The sequence below is a fragment of the Micromonospora sp. NPDC006431 genome, assembly GCF_042870725.1.
In the GTDB taxonomy this organism is placed as follows: Bacteria; Actinomycetota; Actinomycetes; order Mycobacteriales; family Micromonosporaceae; genus Micromonospora.
In genome coordinates this window covers 224,851-243,820 of the sequence record NZ_JBIAHQ010000008.1, presented here as the reverse complement: position 1 = coordinate 243,820, position 18,970 = coordinate 224,851, and the positions used below count along the sequence as shown (strand labels likewise).

At 73.3% G+C, this 18,970-nt stretch carries 17 protein-coding genes; 2 read left to right on the top strand and 15 right to left on the bottom strand.

Annotated features, from left to right (window positions below; translation table 11 throughout):
• The first annotated feature begins 32 nt into the window (after positions 1–32).
• Positions 33–455: a glutaredoxin domain-containing protein gene (locus ACFYM6_RS16905; protein ID WP_387276383.1), complete on the top strand. Its 423-nt coding sequence runs from the start codon at positions 33–35 to the stop codon at positions 453–455.
• Positions 456–475: 20 nt separating this feature from the next.
• Here the strand turns inward: ACFYM6_RS16905 and ACFYM6_RS16900 are convergent, their stop codons facing one another.
• The 7 genes from ACFYM6_RS16900 to ACFYM6_RS16870 all read right to left on the bottom strand — a co-directional run bounded on the left by ACFYM6_RS16900 (position 476) and on the right by ACFYM6_RS16870 (position 7,465).
• Complete coding sequence (locus tag ACFYM6_RS16900; RefSeq protein ID WP_387276381.1) at positions 476–1,642, bottom strand: MFS transporter; 1,167 nt, start codon at positions 1,640–1,642, stop codon at positions 476–478.
• A 240-nt stretch (positions 1,643–1,882) separates the two neighbouring features.
• A complete protein-coding gene (locus ACFYM6_RS16895) occupies positions 1,883–3,307 on the bottom strand; it encodes a M1 family metallopeptidase (protein ID WP_387276380.1) in 1,425 nt (474 codons plus the stop codon).
• Between the two features lie 338 nt (positions 3,308–3,645).
• Entirely contained in the window at positions 3,646–4,884 is a 1,239-nt protein-coding gene (locus ACFYM6_RS16890) for a styrene monooxygenase/indole monooxygenase family protein (protein WP_387276378.1), read from the bottom strand.
• Positions 4,885–4,901: 17 nt separating this feature from the next.
• Entirely contained in the window at positions 4,902–5,507 is a 606-nt protein-coding gene (locus tag ACFYM6_RS16885; RefSeq protein WP_387276376.1) for an ATP/GTP-binding protein, read from the bottom strand.
• Complete coding sequence (locus ACFYM6_RS16880) at positions 5,485–5,820, bottom strand: DUF742 domain-containing protein (RefSeq protein ID WP_387276374.1); 336 nt, start codon at positions 5,818–5,820, stop codon at positions 5,485–5,487. The genes ACFYM6_RS16885 and ACFYM6_RS16880 overlap by 23 nt, the downstream gene beginning before the upstream one ends.
• Positions 5,821–5,843: 23 nt before the next feature.
• On the bottom strand, positions 5,844–6,302 hold the full coding sequence (locus ACFYM6_RS16875; protein WP_387276373.1) for a roadblock/LC7 domain-containing protein: 459 nt from the start codon (positions 6,300–6,302) through the stop codon (positions 5,844–5,846).
• Positions 6,299–7,465, bottom strand: a complete 1,167-nt coding sequence (locus tag ACFYM6_RS16870; protein WP_387276371.1) for a sensor histidine kinase — start codon at positions 7,463–7,465, stop codon at positions 6,299–6,301. Before ACFYM6_RS16870 ends, ACFYM6_RS16875 begins: the two co-directional genes overlap by 4 nt.
• 340 nt (positions 7,466–7,805) lie before the next feature.
• Between ACFYM6_RS16870 and ACFYM6_RS16865 the strand changes: the two genes are divergently transcribed.
• Positions 7,806–8,432, top strand: coding sequence for an SGNH/GDSL hydrolase family protein (locus ACFYM6_RS16865; protein WP_387276369.1), 627 nt, complete (start codon positions 7,806–7,808; stop codon positions 8,430–8,432).
• A gap of 31 nt (positions 8,433–8,463) precedes the next feature.
• Here the strand turns inward: ACFYM6_RS16865 and ACFYM6_RS16860 are convergent, their stop codons facing one another.
• The 8 genes from ACFYM6_RS16860 to ACFYM6_RS16825 form a co-directional block, all read right to left on the bottom strand.
• Positions 8,464–11,244, bottom strand: coding sequence for a hypothetical protein (locus tag ACFYM6_RS16860; protein WP_387276367.1), 2,781 nt, complete (start codon positions 11,242–11,244; stop codon positions 8,464–8,466).
• Complete coding sequence (locus tag ACFYM6_RS16855; RefSeq protein WP_387276365.1) at positions 11,244–12,374, bottom strand: Gfo/Idh/MocA family protein; 1,131 nt, start codon at positions 12,372–12,374, stop codon at positions 11,244–11,246. Before ACFYM6_RS16855 ends, ACFYM6_RS16860 begins: the two co-directional genes overlap by 1 nt.
• A complete protein-coding gene (locus ACFYM6_RS16850; RefSeq protein WP_387276363.1) occupies positions 12,371–13,282 on the bottom strand; it encodes a sugar phosphate isomerase/epimerase family protein in 912 nt (303 codons plus the stop codon). Before ACFYM6_RS16850 ends, ACFYM6_RS16855 begins: the two co-directional genes overlap by 4 nt.
• Positions 13,273–14,481 carry a CehA/McbA family metallohydrolase gene (locus ACFYM6_RS16845; RefSeq protein WP_387276361.1) on the bottom strand — a complete coding sequence of 403 codons (1,209 nt, stop codon included), beginning with the start codon at positions 14,479–14,481 and terminating at the stop codon, positions 13,273–13,275. Before ACFYM6_RS16845 ends, ACFYM6_RS16850 begins: the two co-directional genes overlap by 10 nt.
• A 1-nt stretch (position 14,482) precedes the next feature.
• Positions 14,483–15,619 carry an ABC transporter ATP-binding protein gene (locus ACFYM6_RS16840; protein ID WP_387276359.1) on the bottom strand — a complete coding sequence of 379 codons (1,137 nt, stop codon included), beginning with the start codon at positions 15,617–15,619 and terminating at the stop codon, positions 14,483–14,485.
• Positions 15,619–16,488, bottom strand: a complete 870-nt coding sequence (locus tag ACFYM6_RS16835) for a carbohydrate ABC transporter permease (RefSeq protein ID WP_387276358.1) — start codon at positions 16,486–16,488, stop codon at positions 15,619–15,621. The genes ACFYM6_RS16840 and ACFYM6_RS16835 overlap by 1 nt, the downstream gene beginning before the upstream one ends.
• A gap of 114 nt (positions 16,489–16,602) precedes the next feature.
• A complete protein-coding gene (locus tag ACFYM6_RS16830) occupies positions 16,603–17,550 on the bottom strand; it encodes a carbohydrate ABC transporter permease (protein ID WP_387276356.1) in 948 nt (315 codons plus the stop codon).
• Positions 17,525–18,922 carry an extracellular solute-binding protein gene (locus ACFYM6_RS16825; protein ID WP_387276354.1) on the bottom strand — a complete coding sequence of 466 codons (1,398 nt, stop codon included), beginning with the start codon at positions 18,920–18,922 and terminating at the stop codon, positions 17,525–17,527. Before ACFYM6_RS16825 ends, ACFYM6_RS16830 begins: the two co-directional genes overlap by 26 nt.
• Positions 18,923–18,970: the final 48 nt, after the last annotated feature.

Here is an 18,970-nt window from a genome sequence, read left to right as displayed (position 1 = left end):
TCGACCATCGGTGGCGGGTAGCATTCCGCGGCGTGCTGCGGAGTTGGTGGATGGCCAGCGTGATGCTGGCGTGCGGGGTGCTCGTCGCGGTCACCCAGGACACGCCCGGGCTCGCGGTGACCCAGTTCCTGATCTTCCTGGTGCTGGCGGCCCTGTTCTCCCCGCTGGTCTTCCCGCGGTCGCTGCCGGCCGGGCAGGCGCAGCAGCGCAGCGCCCGGGACGGCCGGCCGGTCGTCTACTGGCGGCCCGGCTGCCGGTACTGCCTGCGGCTGCGGCTCCGGCTCGGCCACCGGGCTGGCGGGGCGTACTGGGTGAACATCTGGCGTGACCCGGCCGGGGCCGCGGCGGTCCGGGCGGTCGCCGGCGGGGACGAGACGGTCCCGACCGTCGTGGTGCGTGGCGAGGCGGTGGTGAACCCGGAGCCGGCCTGGTTGCTGCGGCGGCTGACGCCGTAGCGGATCGTGGCTGCACCGGGTCAGGTCCGGCCGCCACCTGCCGAGAGCAGTTTGACGCGGTGTCGGACGGGGCCGGTGAGGAGCCAGGCGGCGAGGACGGCGGCGGCGATTCCGGAGACCAGGAGGGGGAGGGTGCCGTCGTGACCCCAGGCGAATCCGGCCCAGAGGCCGGCGACCAGGATCGCCAGGCCGGTCAGTCCCTGGAACAGGCCCTGGCCGGTGCCCTGTTCGTGGCGGGCCAGGAGGCCGGAGATCCAGGCTTTCCCGACGCCGTCGGTGAAGGCGGTGAATCCGCCGTAGGCGGCCAGGAGCAGCCACGCCGCGGTGTGGGAGTGGGTCAGACCGAGCCCGGTGTAGGCGAGGGCGAAGAGAATCAGGCCGGCGCCGAAGACCGTGCGGGGTGACAGCCGATCGGCGACGACCCCGGCCGGATAGCTGAGCATGGCGTAGACCGCGTTGTAGGTGACGTAGGCGCCGATGACCGCGGGGACGGAGAAACCGATCTCGTGCAGGCGGAGGAGCAGGAGTGCGTCGGGAAAGTTGACCAGGCTGAACAGCGCCAGTACGCCGACCACCCGCCAGTAGCGGTTGGGCAGGTGCCGTGGGTGCCAGCCGCCGGTGCGGTGGCGGCGGCGGGGTGGCTCGCGGACCGCGACGACCAGGATGGCGCTGGCCACGGCGGGCACCACGGCGATGACGAGCAGCGGCCGGATGTGGTGGTGCAGCAGTTCGTAGCCGGCGAGACCGATGAGCGGTCCGATCACCGCGCCGGCGGTGTCCATCGCCCGGTGGAAACCAAAGGCCCGCCCTTTCGCGGTTTCCGGCACGCCGGTCGCGATCAACGCGTCCCGGGGTGCACCCCTGATGCCCTTGCCCAACCGGTCGACGCTGCGACCGGCGAGGACGATCGGCCAGACGGTGGCGGCGGCGATGGCGACCTTGCCGAGCGCGGCGAGCCCGTACCCGAGGCCGATCATCGGGCGGGCCCGGAACCGGTCGGCGACCCGGCCGCTGACGACCTTGCTCAACGCGGCCGTGCCCTCGGCGATACCCTCCACCGCACCCACCACGGCAGCGGGCGCCCCCAGCACAGTGGTCAGGAAGATCGGCAGGATCGGGTACAGCAACTCCGACGCGGCGTCCTGCAGCAGCGACACCCCGGACAGGACCTTCAGGTTCCGGGTCAACCAGGAACCAGCGGGCTGACCAGCGGCGTTGGGCTCAACGGGCGGCTGCTCAGTCACCCCTGTCACCCCCGACCTGCGCGGACTCTGCCGTCAACGGTGGCAGACCGGGGACGGCGGCGGGGCCGATCCGGCACCCCGGCCCACCGCGTTCGCCGCGCTGGCCCTCGTCGTCGCGGCCGCCGGTCAGCGCCCAGGGCGGGCTGGGCCCCGCGACCGACCGGTCGCGGGGCCCCGTCGGCGTCACCAGCTGGTGGGCTTGCCCTTCTGGTAGAGCCACACGTCGAAGAAGGCGTCGAGGTCCTGCCCGGACTCCTTCTCGGCCAGGGCGATGAAGTCGGCCGTGGTGGCGTGGCTGTAGCGGTTGCTCGCCGCCCACTCGCGCAGGATGCGGAAGAAGGTGTCGTCGCCGACCTTGCCGCGCAGCGCGTGCAAGGTCATCGCACCCCGGTTGTACGGGATGCTGCTGAACATGTCCACGGGGCCCGGGTCGGCGAGGACGGTCTGCCAGAACGACGACGAGGCGGCCCGCCCGTAGTTGCTGCTGCTGTTGAAGGTCTGGCTCACCGACGCGCCGCCGTTGTACTCGGTGTACATCCACTGGGCGTAGGTGGCGAAGCCCTCGTTGAGCCAGATGTCCGACCAGCGCTCCGGGGAGACGCTGTCGCCGTACCACTGGTGGGCCAGCTCGTGGGCCATGGTGCCGACGCTCGCCGTGCTGGAGAAGATCGGCTTGGTCTGGGTCTCCAGGGCGTAGCCCACGTTCGGGGCCCGGTCGATGATCGCCCCGGTGGAGGCGAACGGGTACGGGCCGAACTTCGAGGCGAAGAAGTCGATCATCTTGGGGATCTGCGCCACCGCGGCGGCCGAGCCGGCGACCAGCCGCGGGTCGACCGCGACGTACACCGGGATGCCGCTCGGCGTGGTCGACTCGGTGACCACGAAGTTGCCGATGGTGATGGTCGCCAGGTAGGTGGCCATCGGCTCGGTCGAGTCCCAGACGAAGGTGGTCCAGCCGTCCTTGGTCTCCTGGGAGAGGAGCTGGCCGTTGCCGACCGCGGTGAGGCCCTCCGGCACCTTCGCGGTGAACCGGAAGGTGGCCTTGTCGGTCGGGTGGTCGTTGGTGGGCAGCCAGGCCGGCGCGCCCTGCGGCTCCCCGGCCACGAAGACGCCGTCGTCGGTCGGCACCCAGCCCTCGATCGACCCGTCCGGGTCGGTGATCGGGCCCGGTACGCCGGCGTACTTCACCACCACGGTGAACGTCTGCCCGGCCTTGAGCTTCGGGCGCGGGGTGACGATCAGCTCCTGGCCCTCGCGGGTGAACTCGTGCGCGTGCCCGTTGACCGTCACCGAGGTGACGTCCGGACCGCGGAAGTCGAGGTTGAACCGGTCGAGGTCCTGGGTGGCGACCGCGGTGATCGTGGCGGTGGCGTCCATGAACCGGGTCGCCGGGTCGTAGGCGAAGTTGAGGTCGTAGTGCTGGACGTCGTACCCGCCGTTGCCCTGGTCAGGGAAGTACGGGTCGTGGACGCTCGCCGCACCGGCAGAGTAGCGCGGGGCACCGGGGTCGCCGGGTGCCGCGCCGGCCGCGTCCGGTGCCACCGCCGACCCGGCAGCCACCAGGGCGACCGTGGCCAGCGCGGCGCCGCGCAGGCGTGGGATGGTCATGGGGATCCTCTCTCCGGGAAAGCCAGGGCAGCGCTGGCCTTCAGTTGAGTAGGCCCTATCCACCCGCATCGACGCGAAGTCGTCAAGATCTACAGGCCAGCCTCGCCTTTCCGGCCCACCCGGTCTCGCCCGCCAGGAGGGCCTCCGGGACCGGGTGGCCGGGATCTCTGGCGGAACCGGGGCTGTCGTCGCCGGCGGTCGACCCTGGTCGCGGTGCCGCGGCAGGCCGCGCCGATGCCGCGCAAGGCGGCGGCCAAGCGACGCCGGCGGCGGGAGCCGGGTGCTGATCGGCCCCGCAGCCCGGATCCATCGGGATGGGTGGATGCCGGCCCGCCCGGTCAGCCGGGGACGCTGGCCAGGTAACGCTCGGCGGCGTCCGGCGTCATGAACCAGTCCCGGAAGTCGTTCGGGTCGCTGAAGCCGTTGGCGAAGCGGCGGGCGACCACCGGGTTCCCCGCGGCGGCGCCCAGGATCTGCTGCACGTGCGGCGGCAACGGTTGCAGCATCGCGTTGGTCCAGCCGGTGACCGCCTCGCCGGCGGCCGTCCAGAACCGCTCGAAGGTCTGCGTCATCCACTCCCGGTCGAACGGCCGGTCGCCGCGCTCCATGATTGACCCCAGGTACGAGTACGCGCACTTGGCCGCGGTATTGCTGCCCTGACCGGTGATCGGGTCGTTGGCGACCACCACATCGGCCATGCCGAGCACGAGCCCGCCCGAGGGCAGTTCGGCCACCGGGCGGCGGACCGTCGGGGTGTACCGGCCGGAGAGGGTGGCCCGGCCGTCGGTCAGCTCCACATCGCGGCACCGCTCGTAGACCCACGGGGTGTAGCGACGGGTCAGGTCGAGGGTGAGCTTGAGGTGCTCGGCCGGGTCGCGCCGTTCGGTCCACAGGTCCAGCGGGCCGCCGGGCACCGCCTCCCAGAAGAGGATCTCGCAGGGGCCGGAGTGGGTCAGCGCCGGGATGACGAACAGCTCACCCAACCCCGGAACGGCGTTGAAGCCGACGTGCGGCATCGGCAGCAGCGGGTCCGGGGCCATCCCGTGCACGTACGCCACGGCCAGCCCCCGCTGCGGCGTGTCGTAGACCGAGCGCTGCGGGTCCCGGTCGAAGACGGCCACCAGGTCGCCCTTGCCGGCGGCCACGACGGTTAGGTCGTAGCGGCCGAGCCGGGCCAGCCCGTCCAGGTCGGCGGTGGTCACCGTCTGGTAGAGCACGGTCCCGCCGCGCTGCTCGAACAGCTCCAGCCAGGCGGCCATCTTGATCCGCTGGTCGGTGCTCTGCGCCGGTTCGTCGATCGGGCACGGGATCCGCAGCGCCCGCTCGCCGGGCGGGGCGGACAGCGAGACCTGCAGCCCCTCGATCCGGGGGGCCAGGTCCTGCCACAGGTCCAGCCCGTACCGGCGTTCGGTGGCCAGCGCGGTGCCGAACATCGCCTGGGTGCTCATCACCCAGCCGCGGCGGATCTCGTCCGGCGTACGGGCGGACATGACGGTCACGTCGTAGCCCTCGGCGAGCAGGCTCAGGGCGAGCTGGAGCCCGGACTGTCCGGCCCCGACGATCAGGATCTTGCGCATCGTTCCTCCAGGTTGAGCTACCGGCCGGCGAGCGCGCCCGCGGTCGGCCGGGCGGTGCGGGACATGGTGTGTTCCACGACCGTCAGCAGCGCCCGCGCCACCGACGACGGGTCACGGGCGTCGCAGGCGGTCAGCGGTACGCCGGCGGGCAGCGCGAGCGCCTCGCGTGCCTCCTCGAGCGGGTGGTGCAGCACCCCGTCGAAGAGGTTCACGCAGACCACGAACGGCAGGTCGCTGTCCTGCTCGAAGTAGTTGACCGCCGGGAACGCGGCGGCCAGGTTCCGGGTGTCGGCGAGCACCAGCGCGCCGACCGCGCCCCGGCACAGGTCGTCCCACATCGGCCAGAACCGGGGCTGGCCCGGCGTGCCGAACAGGTACAGCACCAGGTCGGGGCCGATGGTCAGCCGGCCGAAGTCCATTGCCACCGTCGTGGTCTTCTTGTCGATCCCCGGGTCCATCCGGTCGACGGTCTCGCTGGCCGCGGTCATCCACGCCTCGGTGTTGATCGGCGGGATCTCCGAGATGGACGCGACGCAGGTGGTCTTGCCGACCCCGAAGCCGCCGGCGATGACGATCTTCGCCGAGGTCAGCAGGGGGGCGTCAGGCAAGCTTGCGGAGGCCATCGCGCAGTCTCTCCAGGAGGCGGAAGTCGACGTTGTGGTGGTCGGTGTGGATCAGCAGCCGGTCGGTGGCGGCCAGGTCGTCGACAACCACCCGGGTCACCCCCAGCGACATCCCGCAGACCGCCGAGAGTTCGGCCACGGAGCGGGCCGCCGGGCGGGCATGCTCGTACAGCGTCCGGGCCTCGGGCAGCAGCGCGGAGGCGAAGACGGCGTCGTAGTGCGGCACCGACACCAGGGTGTGCACCAGCAGCGGCTGCCGGGTGCGGGTCCGTCCGGCGGTCAGCACGTACGGCCGCACCTTCCAGTAGGTCATCGACATGATCTCCTTCGCCCCGGTCAGCCGGGCTGACCGGCGGTCATCCGGTGCAGCTCGTGGCGGACCTGTGGGGTGAGGGCGTGCCACACCGCGCCGACGAACTGGGTCATCTGGTACGAGACGACCCGCAGGTCGCAGCCGGGGGCGGCGGCGACCGCCAGGCCCGCCGACTCGCCGACCCGCATGAACAGCAGGTGCCCGCGGGGCAGCCGGACCGTCAGGTACTCGGAGGCGCCGAGGTCCAGCAGGGACGCGCTGCGGTCGGCCATGCTCAGCAGGCCCGCGGTCAGCGCGGAGAGCTGGTCCCCGAGGTCGCGGTTGACGCTGCGGGAGGCGGCGAGCTGGAGGCCGTCCAGGGACACCAGCATCGCGTGGGTGACCCCGGGTACGTCCTCGGCGAACTGACGGATCAGCCAGGCGCAGTCGGGCAGCCCCTGGCCGGTGGCCGCCGGGCCGGTGCGGCGGTATGCGTGGCTCATCGCTGCTGCCCTTCGTCGCTGGTGGTCCGGGCGTCGCTGACGCCGGCGGCGAAGGCCGCCGTCTCGTCCGGCCACGCCTCGGGTGGGGATCCGGCGCCGGGGTCGCCCGGGGGCGGGGGCGCCGCCGCGGGGTCGTCCCGGACGCTCGCCGGTACCCGCCGGGGCAGGCCGCCGGACGGCTGCGGTTCGGCGGCCTGGCCAGCCAGCGTGGCCAGGCGCACGGTCGGCGCGTGGGTGCTGTCCGGGGGCGTGGCCATCGGCGTACTCCAGGCTTCGGTGCCGCGTCCGGCAGGCGGGGGTGGCCAGGCCGGCGGCGGGGGGATGGGCACGCCGGCCTGGCCGGGTACCGGTCCGGGCGGGGGCGGCCAGACCGGCGACGGGGTGGCGGGGTCCGGGCCCGCCGGGGTGGGGATCTCGCAGAGCAGTGCGCCGGGGACCAGCACGGTCGCGGTGGTCCCGCCCGAGGGTCGGTTGGTCAGGGTGACCCGCAGCCGGTGGATGCCGGCCAGGTGGGCGACGACGGCGAGCCCGAGGTGGGCTGCGGGGTCGAGGGTGGCCGGGCTGAGCGGTCGGCCGCCGAGCAACGCGTTGAGCTGGACGACATGATCGGGGTGGAGGCCAACCCCGGCGTCCTCGATGCGCAGCAGGACGCTGCCGTCCTCGGTGATGAACGCCGACACGATCACCGGGGAGGTGGGCGGGGAGAACCGGGTGGCGTTGTCCAGCAGTTCGGTGAGCACCCGGATCACGTCGTCGGCGGCGAACTCGACCACCGCCAGGTCCAGCACGTGACCCATCCGGATGCGGGGGTAGTGCTCGACCGCCGAACTGGCCGCCCGGACGACGTCGACCAGGGTGACGGTCTGCGGGTTGGCGTCCTCGACCCGGCGGCCCAGCAGGACCTGGAGGTTCTCCGCGTGCCGCCGGATCCGGGTGTTCGCGTGGTCGATCCGGTAGAGCCGCTCCAGCCGGTCGGGATCCTGCTCGTCGGTCTCCATCGCCTCCAGGTGGGAACCCATCTGGTACGCCGACGCCATGATCCGCATCGCGAACTGCTCGCAGATCGCCGGCCAGGGACTGGGTGGCGGTTCGTCCGAGGGCGGTGGGGGCGGCTCGTGCGTCTCCTGTGGTGCGACGTCCCACTGCGCGACGGTCGGATCCAACCAGCGCGCCGCCCGCTGTCGCCAGGTGACCCGGCGTCGACCAACTGTGGACACTGGGGTGATGTCGGAGCTTCTCACGAAATTACCGGCCTGTCCGTGGTCGTCGGCTCTGGCATGGTGCAGCAGTCAACCATCGTTTGTGTGCCGATTGCAACGGACAAGGTCAACTTAGGGGGATTTTCCCGCCCGCCGCCGCGCAGCCACGAATGCTTGATCGGGTTCGAGGGCCGGAACGCAACAGCCGGATGGCGGATTTTCCCTCACGTCTCGGCCGGAAGTCAGCCGTCGTACGGCTGCGGCATGATCATGGGCGGGTCGTCGAGCGGGAGGAGACGGGTGGATGACGGTGGCGGTGCCTCACGGTGGGCGGGTGCTTTTCATCGGCGACAGCATCACCGACGCCGGCCGGGACCGGTCCGGTGGTGAGGACCTCGGCACCGGGTACGCGATGATGGCCGCGGCCTGGTTCACCGCCCGGCACCCCGAGCACCGGGTCAGCTTCCGCAACCGGGGGATCAGCGGCGACCGGGTACGCGACCTGCGCGTCCGCTGGGAGACCGACTGCCTGGCCCTCGCCCCTCAGGTGGTGTCGGTGCTGATCGGTGTCAACGACACCTGGCGGCGGTACGACCGGGACGACCCGACCAGCGTCGCCGAGTTCGCCCGCGACTACCGGCACATTCTCCAGGAGACCCGGCGGCTGGGTGCCCGCATCATCCTCGTCGAGCCCTTCGTCATCCCGCTCGACGACGCCCAGCGCGCCTGGCGGGAGGACCTCGACCCGAAGGTCGACGTGGTCCGCCGCCTCGCCGCCGAGTTCGACGCGACGCTGGTCGCCGTGGACGAGCTGTTCCAGGCCGCCGACGTCGACGACCGGGTGTGGACCCGCGACGGCGTGCACCCGACCCCGTTCGGCCACGCCCTGATCGCCCAGGCCTGGCTGCGGGCGGTCACGCCGACGGCCTGAGGGCCGGGCGGGGCGGGGCCGGGCCCTCGCCTCAGCTCGCCAGGTCCAGTTGGACGGTGGCGATCTCCCACGCCCGCAGCGGCAGTCGGACCAGGCCCTCCCCGTCGACCGGCAGGGCCTCGCCCGGCCGGCCGCGCAGGTCGGCCCGCCACGCGCCGCGTACGCGGCGGCCGGCTCCGATGACGGCGGCGGTGCCGCGGGTCGCCACCACCCGCAGCTCGACCCGGCCGTCCCGGTCCCGGACGCTGGTCAGCGTGACGCCGTCCCCGTCGACCGTCAGCCCGGTCACCGGCGCCGGCAGTCCGGCCGACGGATCACCGGTGCCCGGGAATGCCAGCAGTTCGTGCCGGTACGCCTCGGCCGCCGCCGGCACCCGGGCGGAGTCCCAGTCGCCCCGGAACGGCAGCACCGCCAGTTCGACGCTGCGCTCGCCCCGGCACTGGGCCTGCGGCGTGGGCAGCTGCGGGCCGGCGGGTTCGTCCCGCAGGGCGTGCCGGTTGCGGGACAGCATCCCGATCGCCCGCAGCACGGTGATCGCCAGCTCCCGGCCGGACTCGGTCAGCTCGTACTCGGTGGGCTGGGTCAGCAGCACCGCGAGCGAGCCCTCCGCACTCCCGGCCGCGACGAACCCGGAGGCGGGGAAGGTCGGCAGCGGGACCTCGCCGCCGCCGCCCTCGGCGGTCAACCCACGCTCGACGACCGCGAACTGGCCTTCGGCGTACGAGGAGCGGGCCGGCGCCGGCAGCGGCAGGTGCAGCCGGACCCGGTGGTCGTCGCAACGGTTGTCGAAGGCGAGCCGCAGCCGGGCGAACGGCTCACCGGCCCGGACCTCCACCCGGGTGGTCACCGAGACCGTTTCCCGCTCCACCCGGCGCGAGCCGGCGTCCACGTCCGCGCCGACCGGCCACCGGTACTCCCGGATCACGTCGAGCACGGCGACCACCGGGCCGTCGTGCACGACGACGGTACGCACCGCCCGGGGCTTGTCGACCAGTTCGTCGGCGACGGGTGGGGCGTAGTTGTAGCTGTCGCCCACGTCGCCGCCGTCGACGAGCCGGCCGACCCCGGCGACGCTGAGCCCGTCCGGGGTGGACAGTCGCAACGTGCCGTCCTCGGCGACCTCCACCCGCAGCAGACCGTTGTCGACGGTCCGGCCGGCCACCGTGACCGGCGTGCTGCCATCCCGCGCCGGGCCCGCCGGGACCGCTGCGGCGGCCGGGGTGCCCGGCGGCAGGGCGACCGGGCGGACCGCGGCGTGTCCCAGCGCGGGGACGTCCACCAGCGCGGCGACGGTCATCCGCGGGGCGGCGACGATGCGTACCCGCCACCGGTCCGGGCCGGTGGCCGCGGCGAGCGCGAGCCGGACGTCCTCGACGTCGAAGGCGGGGTCGCCGTGCCGGGCCACCTGGAAGGTCAGGGTGGCGTCGGCGGGGGACACCGACCAGGCGGTGATCTCCTGTCCGTACAGCTCGGTGCCGTGCACCCGGGTGAGGATCGCGGGCAGGTCGGCGGCCGGCACCACGTCGTCGGCGAGCAGCGTCCGTGCCTGGTCGAGGACCTGGGCCGGCGCGACCCTGCCGTCCGCGCCGGCCAGCCCGACCGGCCCGTCCGCCGGGGCCTCGACGTCCAGCCGTACCAGCGCCGTCCGGGCCGCGGGGGTCGGGTTGAACAGCAGGTACCCGTCGCGGGGCACCGCGCCGGCCAGCCGTGCCCCCACCAGGTCGCAGACCGCCCGCCCGAGCTGGTCCGCCTCGGCGAGCCGGGCGGCCACCTGCTCGGCGGTCTCGTCGCAGCCGCAGCCGGTCACCGAGTCGTGGCAGCTCGCGTCGATCAGCCGGGTCCAGGCCATGTCCAGGAACCGCTGCACGGACGGGTCGTGGTAGAGCGCGGCGAGCGGTTCGGCGTACCGCTCGACGCGCCGCTCGGCCCGGCCCATCGCCTGTTTGAGGTGGGCGCGTACCGAGATCACGCCGGGCAGGATGTTGGCCCGGGCGTGCGAACGCAGCTCGCCGGCCACCGTGGGCAGCCCGTCCACCGTGGTCGGCTGGGTGGCGAAGTACTCGGCGAGGGTGCCGAGCCGCAGTCGCACCCCGTCGACGGCCGCGGCGGCCAGCCGGTCCGGGGCGTCCGGGGCCGGCGCGGCGTGGTCGGTGCCGTACATCGCCAGGATCGGAGTGTCGTCGCCGGTGGACCGCCAGCCGCGCAGCCGCTCGGCCAGGTCGGTGGCCCTTCGGGTGACCAGTCGTGGGTCGTCCATCAGCCCGGCGGCGTTGCCGTAGCCGCCGGGCAGGTACTCGGTGCGGATCGTGGTGCCGTCCGGGGCCTGCCAGGCGAACGCGTGCGACCGGACGCGGTCCGGTACGCCCCGGAACACGCAGGCGTGGGCCAGCCCGGCGCCGGCCAGCAGCTGTGGCATCTGCGCGATGTGCCCGAACATGTCGGGCAGGTAGCCGACCGGCATGGCCCCGCCCAGCGCCGCGCTGCGGGCCAGCCCGCGCTCCAGGTTGCGGACGATGTTCTCCCCGGAGCAGAGGAACTCGTCGAGCAGGATCTGCCACGGCCCGACGGCCAGCCGGCCCGCCCGGACCAGCGTGATCACCTGCTCCCGGCGCTCCGGGCGTACCTCCAGGTAGTCGTCGACCGCGGCGAGCTGGCCGTCCAGGGTGAACCGCTGGCGTTCGTCGGTCGCCATCCGGTCGAACACCTCGTCGAGCAGCGCCACCAGCCGCAGCCGGAACCGCTGGAACGGCTCGTACCACTCCCGGTCCCAGTGGGTGTGTGGCACCACGATGATCTCGGTCAGCCGGTCCATCAGCTCGCCGCCTCTCCGCCGATCGCCGCCCCGGTCAGCTCCCCGTAGCGGCGTACCACCTGTTGGCTGGTGCGTAGGTCGGCCGCGCCCTCGGCGACGCCGGTCAGCGGGCGCGTACCCCCGGTCACCATCGCGTGGAAGGCGACCAGTTCCTGCTCGAACGCCTCGGTCACCGACCGGAACTGCGCTCGCCGCTCGCCGCCGGAGTGCCGGTCCACCGCGGTCAGCGTGGTCGGTGCGTTGAGCAGGTACGGCGACGGGAAGACCAGCTCCAGGGTGCCCCGGGCGTGGTGCAGGGTGACCGTCTCCCGGTAGGCCGGGCAGTCGGGCAGGTTGAGCCACCGGATGCCGTACCGGCCGCCGGCGGGCAGCCGGCCGGAGATCTCCACCGACGGCTCGGCCGGCCCGTCGGGCGTCAGCGGCCAGGTCGCCACGTGGTCCACCGTGGCCGGTGGCCCGGTGAACAACCGCAGCAGGGACAGGTCGTGCGAGATGCTGTTGATCAGGATCTGGTAGAGGGTGCGCGCCCCGGCGTCCCGGCCCACTGCGGCGTCGAGCAGCCGCGCGTCGGCCTCCCGCAGCCGCGCCTCCGCCGCGGCCGGCACGTCCCGCGGTGGCGGGGGCAGGTGGGCGAAGGCGAGCTGCTGCTCCCCGGCGGCGTGCAGGACGGTCACCTCGACCGCGTGCACCGCCGCCGCACCGCCGATCCCGTCCAGCAGGCGGGCGGCCTCGGCCACCGCCGGGTCGTACTGCTTCATGTAGCCCACCATCAGCGCCGCCCCGGTCAGCCGGTCCGTTTCGGCGAGGGTGTAGGCGAGCGGCTTCTCGCAGAGCACGGGCAGCCCCCGGTCCAGCGCCGCGGCGGCGAGTTCGCCGTGTGACCCGGAGGTCGCCAGCAGCACCGCGTCGCAGCCGCCGCCGTCCAGCAGGTCGGCCGCGTCCGCATACCTTCGGGCCGGTTCGACGCCGTACCGGTCGCCGAGTTCGGCCAGCCGCGCGGGGGACAGGTCGCTGAGCGCGACGACGTCGAACAGGTCGGCGCGGCGCTGCAGCAGGGGCAGGTGCACCGTACGGGCGATGACCCCCAGCCCGGCCACCGCGATCCGGATCCGCTTGCCCGGTTCGGTCATCGCCGCACCTCCGCCAACCAGCGCAGGTTGGCCCGCTGGTCGGCGCGGATCCGGTCCAGGTTCCGGCCCCGCTCGGGCGCGTCCTGCTCGATCACCAGCCAGCCGGTGTAGCCGGTCTCGTCCAGCCCGCGCAGCACCCCGGCGAGGTCGACGTCGCCGGCGCCCAGGGCGCAGAACCCGCCCGCGGCGACCACCTCGCCGAGGCCGCCGCCGGCGTCGCGGACCCGGCGGTGCGCGGCCAGGTCGGCGTCCTTGAGGTGTACCTGGCCGGTCCGGCCGGCCCAGCGGTGGACCGCCGCGACCGGGTCGCCGCCGGCCAGGGTCAGGTGCCCGGTGTCGAGGCAGATCGCCACGTCGGTCAGTTCCAGCAGCCGGTCGGCCTCCGCCTCGGTCTCCACGTCGGTGCCCAGGTGGTAGTGGAACACCGGCTCCAGGCCGCGGTCCCGGCACCGGTCGACGGCCTGCTGCACCCGGGCGGCAAAGCCCGGCCAGGCGGCGGCGGGCAGCGCCGAGGCCAGGTCCGGCGGGGTGCCGGGCCGGGCCATCCGGGCCGGGTTGGCGGAGCAGGCCAGGGTGGGCCGGGGCGCGAAGCGCGGGTCGTCGACCGGCGCGGCGGTGAACACGTCCAGGGCCGCGTCGAGCTGGGCCAGGTCCGCGGTGAACCCGTCCGGGTCGGCGAAGCGCAGGTCGACCCAGCCGCCGGCGAGCCCGACGCCGGCCGTGGCCAGCCGGCGGGTGAGCACCTCGCCGGTCCCGAGGTAGCCGATCGGCCCGGAGTCCACGCCGGTATAGCCGTCGGTGGCCAGCGACGCGAGCAGGTCCTCCGGACCGACGTCCGGGTCGGTCGCCTGGTAGATGCCGTAGTTGACCGGGGCTCCGGCCACTCTGGTGCGTCCGGTCAGCTGCACAGTGCGATCACCTCCATGCGGTGGGATTCCAGGACGTGCAGCCCGTCCGCGGCCGGCAGCAGGCACCGGTCACCGCGGACGACCCGGTGCCGGCCGTCCGGGTAGCCGAGCAGCGCGCCGTCCGCGTCGAGCGCCAGCAGCTCGTCGCCCAGGCGCAGCAGCCGGGGCGCGTCGGGCCCGGCGGAGACGGCGGTGCGACCGGCGGCCAGCGCGGCGCGGACGGCCGCCTCGTCGGTGGGGTCGCCGTCGACGAGCACCCAGGTGGTCGGCGCACCGGGCAGCGCGTCCGCGCCGGGCCGGTGGAAGTCGCTGCCCCCGACCGGTACGACGTCCGGCCGCCACGCCTGCGCCCAGGCGAGCGGGGCGCCCCAGGTGCGGTCCCACCAGCCGGAGTGCCACACCTCGGCGAGCCGGGTCCGGGTGGTGAGCGGCTGCCGCCAGGCGCAGTCGCCGCCGAGCGGGTGGTTGACCGACATCAGCCCGCCGGCCCGCTCCGCGGTGGCCAGCCACTCGTCCGGCGGCTGCCGGAAGTCGACCCAGCCGACCGGGCCGAAGACGTTGGCGTGCCCCCGGTCGGTGGTCACCTCCTGCCCGGGCACGAGCGTGATGCCGTAGCGGGCCGAGGCGGCGGGCAGCCAGGGGTGGTGGCTGACGGTGTTGTGGTCGGTGACGGCGAGGAAGTCCAGGCCCCGCGCGGTGGATAGGGCGGCCAGTTCGTCGACGGTGTACGCGCCGTCGCTGTGCACGGTGTGCGCGTGCAGGTCCCCGGCGAGCCACCGCCGCCCGTCCACCTCGGGCAGCGCGGGGCGGGGCGGGCGTTCCGGCCGGGGCGGCGGCGCGGGCGCGGCCGGCGGGGCTGGGGAGCGGGTGCTGGTGGTGGCGGTGACCTCGTAGGGCAGCCCGTCGGGCGGGATGCGGTGCAGCCGGAGCAGCACCTGCCATTCGCCGGGCTCCAGCTCGCCGGGCAGATAGCCGGGGGTGGCCCAGTCGGCGGTGATGGTCCAGCCGTCGCGGGCGCCGCCCGACCAGCCGCGGAAGCCGGCCGGCCCGAGGCAGCCGAGGTCCAGCACGCCCGCGTCGCGGGGGTGGTCGAGGCGTACGGTCAGCGCGGCGGTGCCCGGGGCCACGGTGACCGGAAGGGCGCGCATGATGCTCTCGGCGCGGTCCCGCAGCGTCCACCTGCCCCGGTGCGTCACCATGTCAGGCGTCCGCCGCGACGCCGGTACGCGGCACCGGCACCGGTGGCGCCGCCGCGCCGGTGACCAGCTCGCCGTCCCGGTAGACCAGGGTGCGCCCGGGGCGCGGCACCACCCAGCCGGTGTCGCCGGGCGCCGGTTCCCGCCCCTCCGGCACCACGACCTGCACGCTGGTCGCCCCGCCGTCCCCGGCCGGCACGTCCAGCGACACCAGGGAGAAGCTGCCCAGGTTCTCCACCACCACGACCTGGCCGGTGAGGGCGTCGGGGACGGGCTCGGGGGAGTGGTCGAGGTATTCGGGGCGGACCCCGTAGACCACCTGTTCGCCGTCGGTCAGCCGGCCACGGACGTCCTCGGGCACCGGCAGCCGCACCCCGGCGACGGCCAGCTCGTCGCCGTGCACCCGGGCCGGGACCAGGTTCATCGGGGTGGAGCCGATGAACCCGGCGACGAAGGTGTTGGCCGGCCGGCGGAACACCTCGGTCGGGGTGCCGACCTGCCGGATCCGGCCGCCTTCCATCACCGCGATCCGGTCCGCGAGGGCGAGGGCCTCGGCCTGGTCGTGGGTGACGAAGACGGTGGTGACGCCGAGTTCCCGTTGCAGCCGCTTGAGGAACGTCCGCGCCTCCAGCCGCAGCCGCGCGTCCAGGTTGGACAGCGGCTCGTCGAGCAGGAACACCTGCGGGTGGCAGGCCATCGCCCGAGCGAGGGCGACCCGCTGCTGCTGGCCGCCGGAGAGCTGCCCGGGCCGGCGGTCGAGCAGCGCCGACAGGCCCAGTTCCTCGGCGGTGCCCGCCGCCTTGTCGTGCCGGGCGGCCCGGCCGACCTTCTTGATCCGCAGCGGATACGCGATGTTGTCCCGCACGGTCATGTGCGGGAAGAGCGCGTAGTCCTGGAAGACCATCGCCACGTCCCGCTGCCCCGGAGGCAGGTTGGTCACCACCCGGTCGCCGATGCGTACGCTGCCGGCGGAGGCGAGCTCCAGGCCGGCGATGGTGCGCAGCAGGGTGGTCTTTCCGCAGCCGGACGGGCCGAGCAGGGCGAAGAACTCGCCGTCGGCGATCTCCAGGTCGAGGGCGTCCAGGGCGCGTACCCCGTTGGGGTAGACCTTGGTCAGCTCGCGCAGGGTGATGGCGGACATCAGCGCTTGATCCCTCCGTGGAAGCGGAACCCGTACCTGCTGCTCACGAAGACGAACATCAGCGCCACCGGCAGCGAGTAGAGCAGCGAGAAGGTGGAGAGCAGCCGCAGGTCGGCCTGCCCGCCCTCCGTGTAGAGGGTGTACATGATCACTGCGGCGGGGGCCTTGTCCGGGCCGCGCAGCAGCAGGAACGGCACGAGGAAGTTGCCCCACACGTTCGCCACCGCCCATACGCCGACGGTGGCCAGCCCGGGGCGGACGACCGGCACCACGATGTGCCGCATGATCTGCAGGGCGCTGGCGCCGAAGACCCGCGCCGACTCCTCGTACGACATCGGCGTGGCGTCCATGAAGTCCTTGAGGATGAAGATCGCCGCGGGCAGCAGGCCGCCGGTGAGGACCAGGATCACCCCGAGCCGGGAGTCGATCAGGTTGAGCCGGAACGCCAGCTCGAACAGCGGCACCATGGTGGCCGTGCCGGTCACGATGGACGACAGCAGCAGCAGGCCGTAGAGCAGCGCGTCGCGCCCCGGCACCCGGACCCGGCTCAGCGCGTACGCGGCCAGCGCGGCGAAGACCACCACCAGCACGGCGGTGCCGCCGGCCAGCCACACCGAGTTGACCAGCGAGGTCAGCGCGTACGGGTTGTCCAGCAGGGTGCGGAAGTTGTCGAGGGTGAACCGCGGCAGCGAGGTGCCGATGGTCGGGGTGTCGTCGAACGGGGCGGTGGCCAGCCAGAGCAGCGGCAGGGCGAAGAAGGCGAGCACGAGGCAGAGGAAGACGTAGCGCCCGACGCGGGCCACCAGGTGCCGCACCGCCGCCCGCGCCGCGAGGTCGGTCCGGGCCTCGTCCGCCAGGTCCGCGCTCACAGCAGCACCTTCGTTCGCGACTGCGGGGCTCGCAGAACCGGCTCACTCCTCGCGCTCACAGCAGCACCTTCGTTCGCGACTGCGGGGCTCGCAGAACCGGCTCACTCCTCGCGCTCACGCCCGCTCCCTTCGCCGGCCCAGCATGCGCAGGTAGATCAGCGCGATGACCAGGTTGATCAGCAGCATGATGAACGAGATCGCGGCGCCGAAGCCCAGCTCGCCGCCGGAGAGCGCCACCTTGTAGACGTAGACCGCCAGGATCTCGGAGCGCTGCTCGGGCCCGCCGGCGGTGATCAGGAACGGGGTGAAGTCGTTGAACGTCCAGAGGCTGATCAGCAGCAGGTTGGTCAGCACGTGGCCGCGGATGCGCGGGAACACCACGTCGCGCAGCTGCTGCCAGGTGGACGCGCCGGCCAGCCGGGCGGTCTCCAGGTGCGAGCGGGGCACGTTCTCCAGCGCGGCGGCGTAGAGCATCATCGAGAACGCGGTACCGCGCCAGGTGTTGAAGATGATGATCGACAGCATCGGGTGGTCGAGCAACCAGGCCATGCCGGGCGTGCCCATCAGGGCGTTGAGGGTGCCGGCGTCCCGGTCGAGCAGGGCGATCCAGAGGAACGCGACGACCGAGCTGGGCAGGATCCAGGACAGCAGGATGAACGCCTCGACCACCCGACGCAGTGGACCGCGCCGGTCGCGCAGCGCGAAGGCGATCGCGAAGCCGAGGCCGGCCTGACCGAGCACCGCCGAGCCGAGCACGAACTGCAGGGTCAGCAGCAGCGACGTGCGGAAGCGCTCGTCGGTCAGCGCCTTGGTGTAGTTGTCCAGACCGACGACCTCCGGATGGGCCGCGGCCAACCCGGTGAGCCGGTAGTTGGTGACGCCGAGGTAGATCGTCCAGGCGGCCGGCACCACGAGGAAGAGCAGGATCAGCACCATGCTCGGGACGAGGAACCCGGCGGCGCGGGCACGGCCCAGCCCGGCGGCGTCGGGGGCGGGGGAGGCGCCCGTCGCCGGGCGCGCTCCCTCGACCGTCTCGTCAGGACGAGACGTTACCCGGACCACCGACGATCCCCTCGACCTTTTTTCGGTACGCCGAGGCCGCCTCGTCGGCAGTCTTGCCCGACGCCGCGGCCGCGGTCGCCTCCTGCAGCGCCACCGACACCTGCGGGTAGACCGCCAGCGGCGGCCGGTACGCGGTCAACGGCAGCACCTTCTCGGCGACGAAGTTGAGCATCGGGTCGCCGGCCAGCACCTCCTTGTTGACGTCGGCCCGGGAGGTGATCCGCGCCGCGCCGGCGAGCTGGGCCTTGGTGGCCTCGGCCGAGTGCATGAACGCGAGCAGCTCGAACGCCTGCGACGGGTACTTCGAGTTCGGGTTGAGCACGTCGACGCCGCCGCCGGACATGCTGACGAAGTCCTGCCCCCGGATGCCCGCGCCGGGCTGCTTCGCCGGGATCATCGCGTACCCGACGGTGCTGTCCCGGTCGGGCATCTTCGCGGTGCCGTCCTTCGGGTTGATGACGCTGCGCCAGAAGTAGTCGCCCTCGGCCAGGATGCCGATCTTTCCGGCGGCGAACTCCTCGAAGGACTTGTCCCGCCCCTTGGCCTCCTGCTGGAGCTTCGGGTCGCCGAGACCGCCACCGTAGACCTTGGCGTAGAAGTCGAGCACGTCCTTGACCGGCTGGTTGGCGCCGGCCCACTTGCCGTCCTTCCAGATCTCCCCGCCGGCGCCGACCAGCAGCGGCAGCGCGCCCTGCATGGTGGTCGCCTCGCCCATCGCCGTGCCGGCGTTGATCTGGATCGGGGTCACCCCGGGCAGCGCCTTGAGCTTCGTGCCGGCGTCCAGGATCTCCTGCCAGCTCTTCGGCTGCCAGTCGGCGGGCAGGCCGGCCTGGGCGAACAGCTTCTTGTTGAAGTAGAGCACCCGGCCGTCGGTGCCCTGTGGAATGCCGTAGCGCTTGTCCTCGAACGTGCCCAGGCCCTGCACGCTCTCCGGGATCTGCGACCAGCCGTCCCACGAGTCGGCCTGGCCACCGGCCACCTCGGACAGCGGCTTGAGGTAGCCGGCCTGCACGAACTCGCCGACCCAGATGCCGTCGACCGAGATGACGTCGGCACCGCCCTTGGACCGCAGGTCCAGGGCCAGTTTGGTCTTGTACTGCTCGTCATCGACGCCGCTGGGCACGAACGACACCTTGGCGGTGACGCCCTTGGCCTTCTGGGCCTCGATGAACCGGGGGATGACCCACTTCTCGATCCACTCCGCACCGGTGGCGTTCTTGCCGCCGGCGATGGCATTGGCGGCGATGGTGAGGGTGATGTTCTTGGCGTCCTTGCCGGCGGGCTCCGAGCCGCCACCGCAGGCCGTGGCGGCGAGGGTGATCGCGGTGAGCGTGGCGAGCACGGCCGGGACGCGTCTCGGCGTGACTGACATGGGCTGTTCCCTTCGCAAGAAGTGACTTCGAAGAGACTCGCGGGTCGC

What these genes read in the sequence shown, in the direction of transcription:
- ACFYM6_RS16895 (WP_387276380.1), bottom strand. Translation starts at nt 3,307, where the DNA reads ATGACCATCCCACGCCTGCGCGGCGCCGCGCTGGCCACGGTCGCCCTG.
- ACFYM6_RS16890 (WP_387276378.1), bottom strand. Translation starts at nt 4,884, where the DNA reads ATGCGCAAGATCCTGATCGTCGGGGCCGGACAGTCCGGGCTCCAGCTC.
- ACFYM6_RS16885 (WP_387276376.1), bottom strand. Translation starts at nt 5,507, where the DNA reads ATGGCCTCCGCAAGCTTGCCTGACGCCCCCCTGCTGACCTCGGCGAAG.
- ACFYM6_RS16880 (WP_387276374.1), bottom strand. Translation starts at nt 5,820, where the DNA reads ATGACCTACTGGAAGGTGCGGCCGTACGTGCTGACCGCCGGACGGACC.
- ACFYM6_RS16875 (WP_387276373.1), bottom strand. Translation starts at nt 6,302, where the DNA reads ATGAGCCACGCATACCGCCGCACCGGCCCGGCGGCCACCGGCCAGGGG.
- ACFYM6_RS16865 (WP_387276369.1), top strand. Translation starts at nt 7,806, where the DNA reads ATGACGGTGGCGGTGCCTCACGGTGGGCGGGTGCTTTTCATCGGCGAC.
- ACFYM6_RS16860 (WP_387276367.1), bottom strand. Translation starts at nt 11,244, where the DNA reads ATGGACCGGCTGACCGAGATCATCGTGGTGCCACACACCCACTGGGAC.
- ACFYM6_RS16855 (WP_387276365.1), bottom strand. Translation starts at nt 12,374, where the DNA reads ATGACCGAACCGGGCAAGCGGATCCGGATCGCGGTGGCCGGGCTGGGG.
- ACFYM6_RS16845 (WP_387276361.1), bottom strand. Translation starts at nt 14,481, where the DNA reads ATGGTGACGCACCGGGGCAGGTGGACGCTGCGGGACCGCGCCGAGAGC.
- ACFYM6_RS16840 (WP_387276359.1), bottom strand. Translation starts at nt 15,619, where the DNA reads ATGTCCGCCATCACCCTGCGCGAGCTGACCAAGGTCTACCCCAACGGG.
- ACFYM6_RS16825 (WP_387276354.1), bottom strand. Translation starts at nt 18,922, where the DNA reads ATGTCAGTCACGCCGAGACGCGTCCCGGCCGTGCTCGCCACGCTCACC.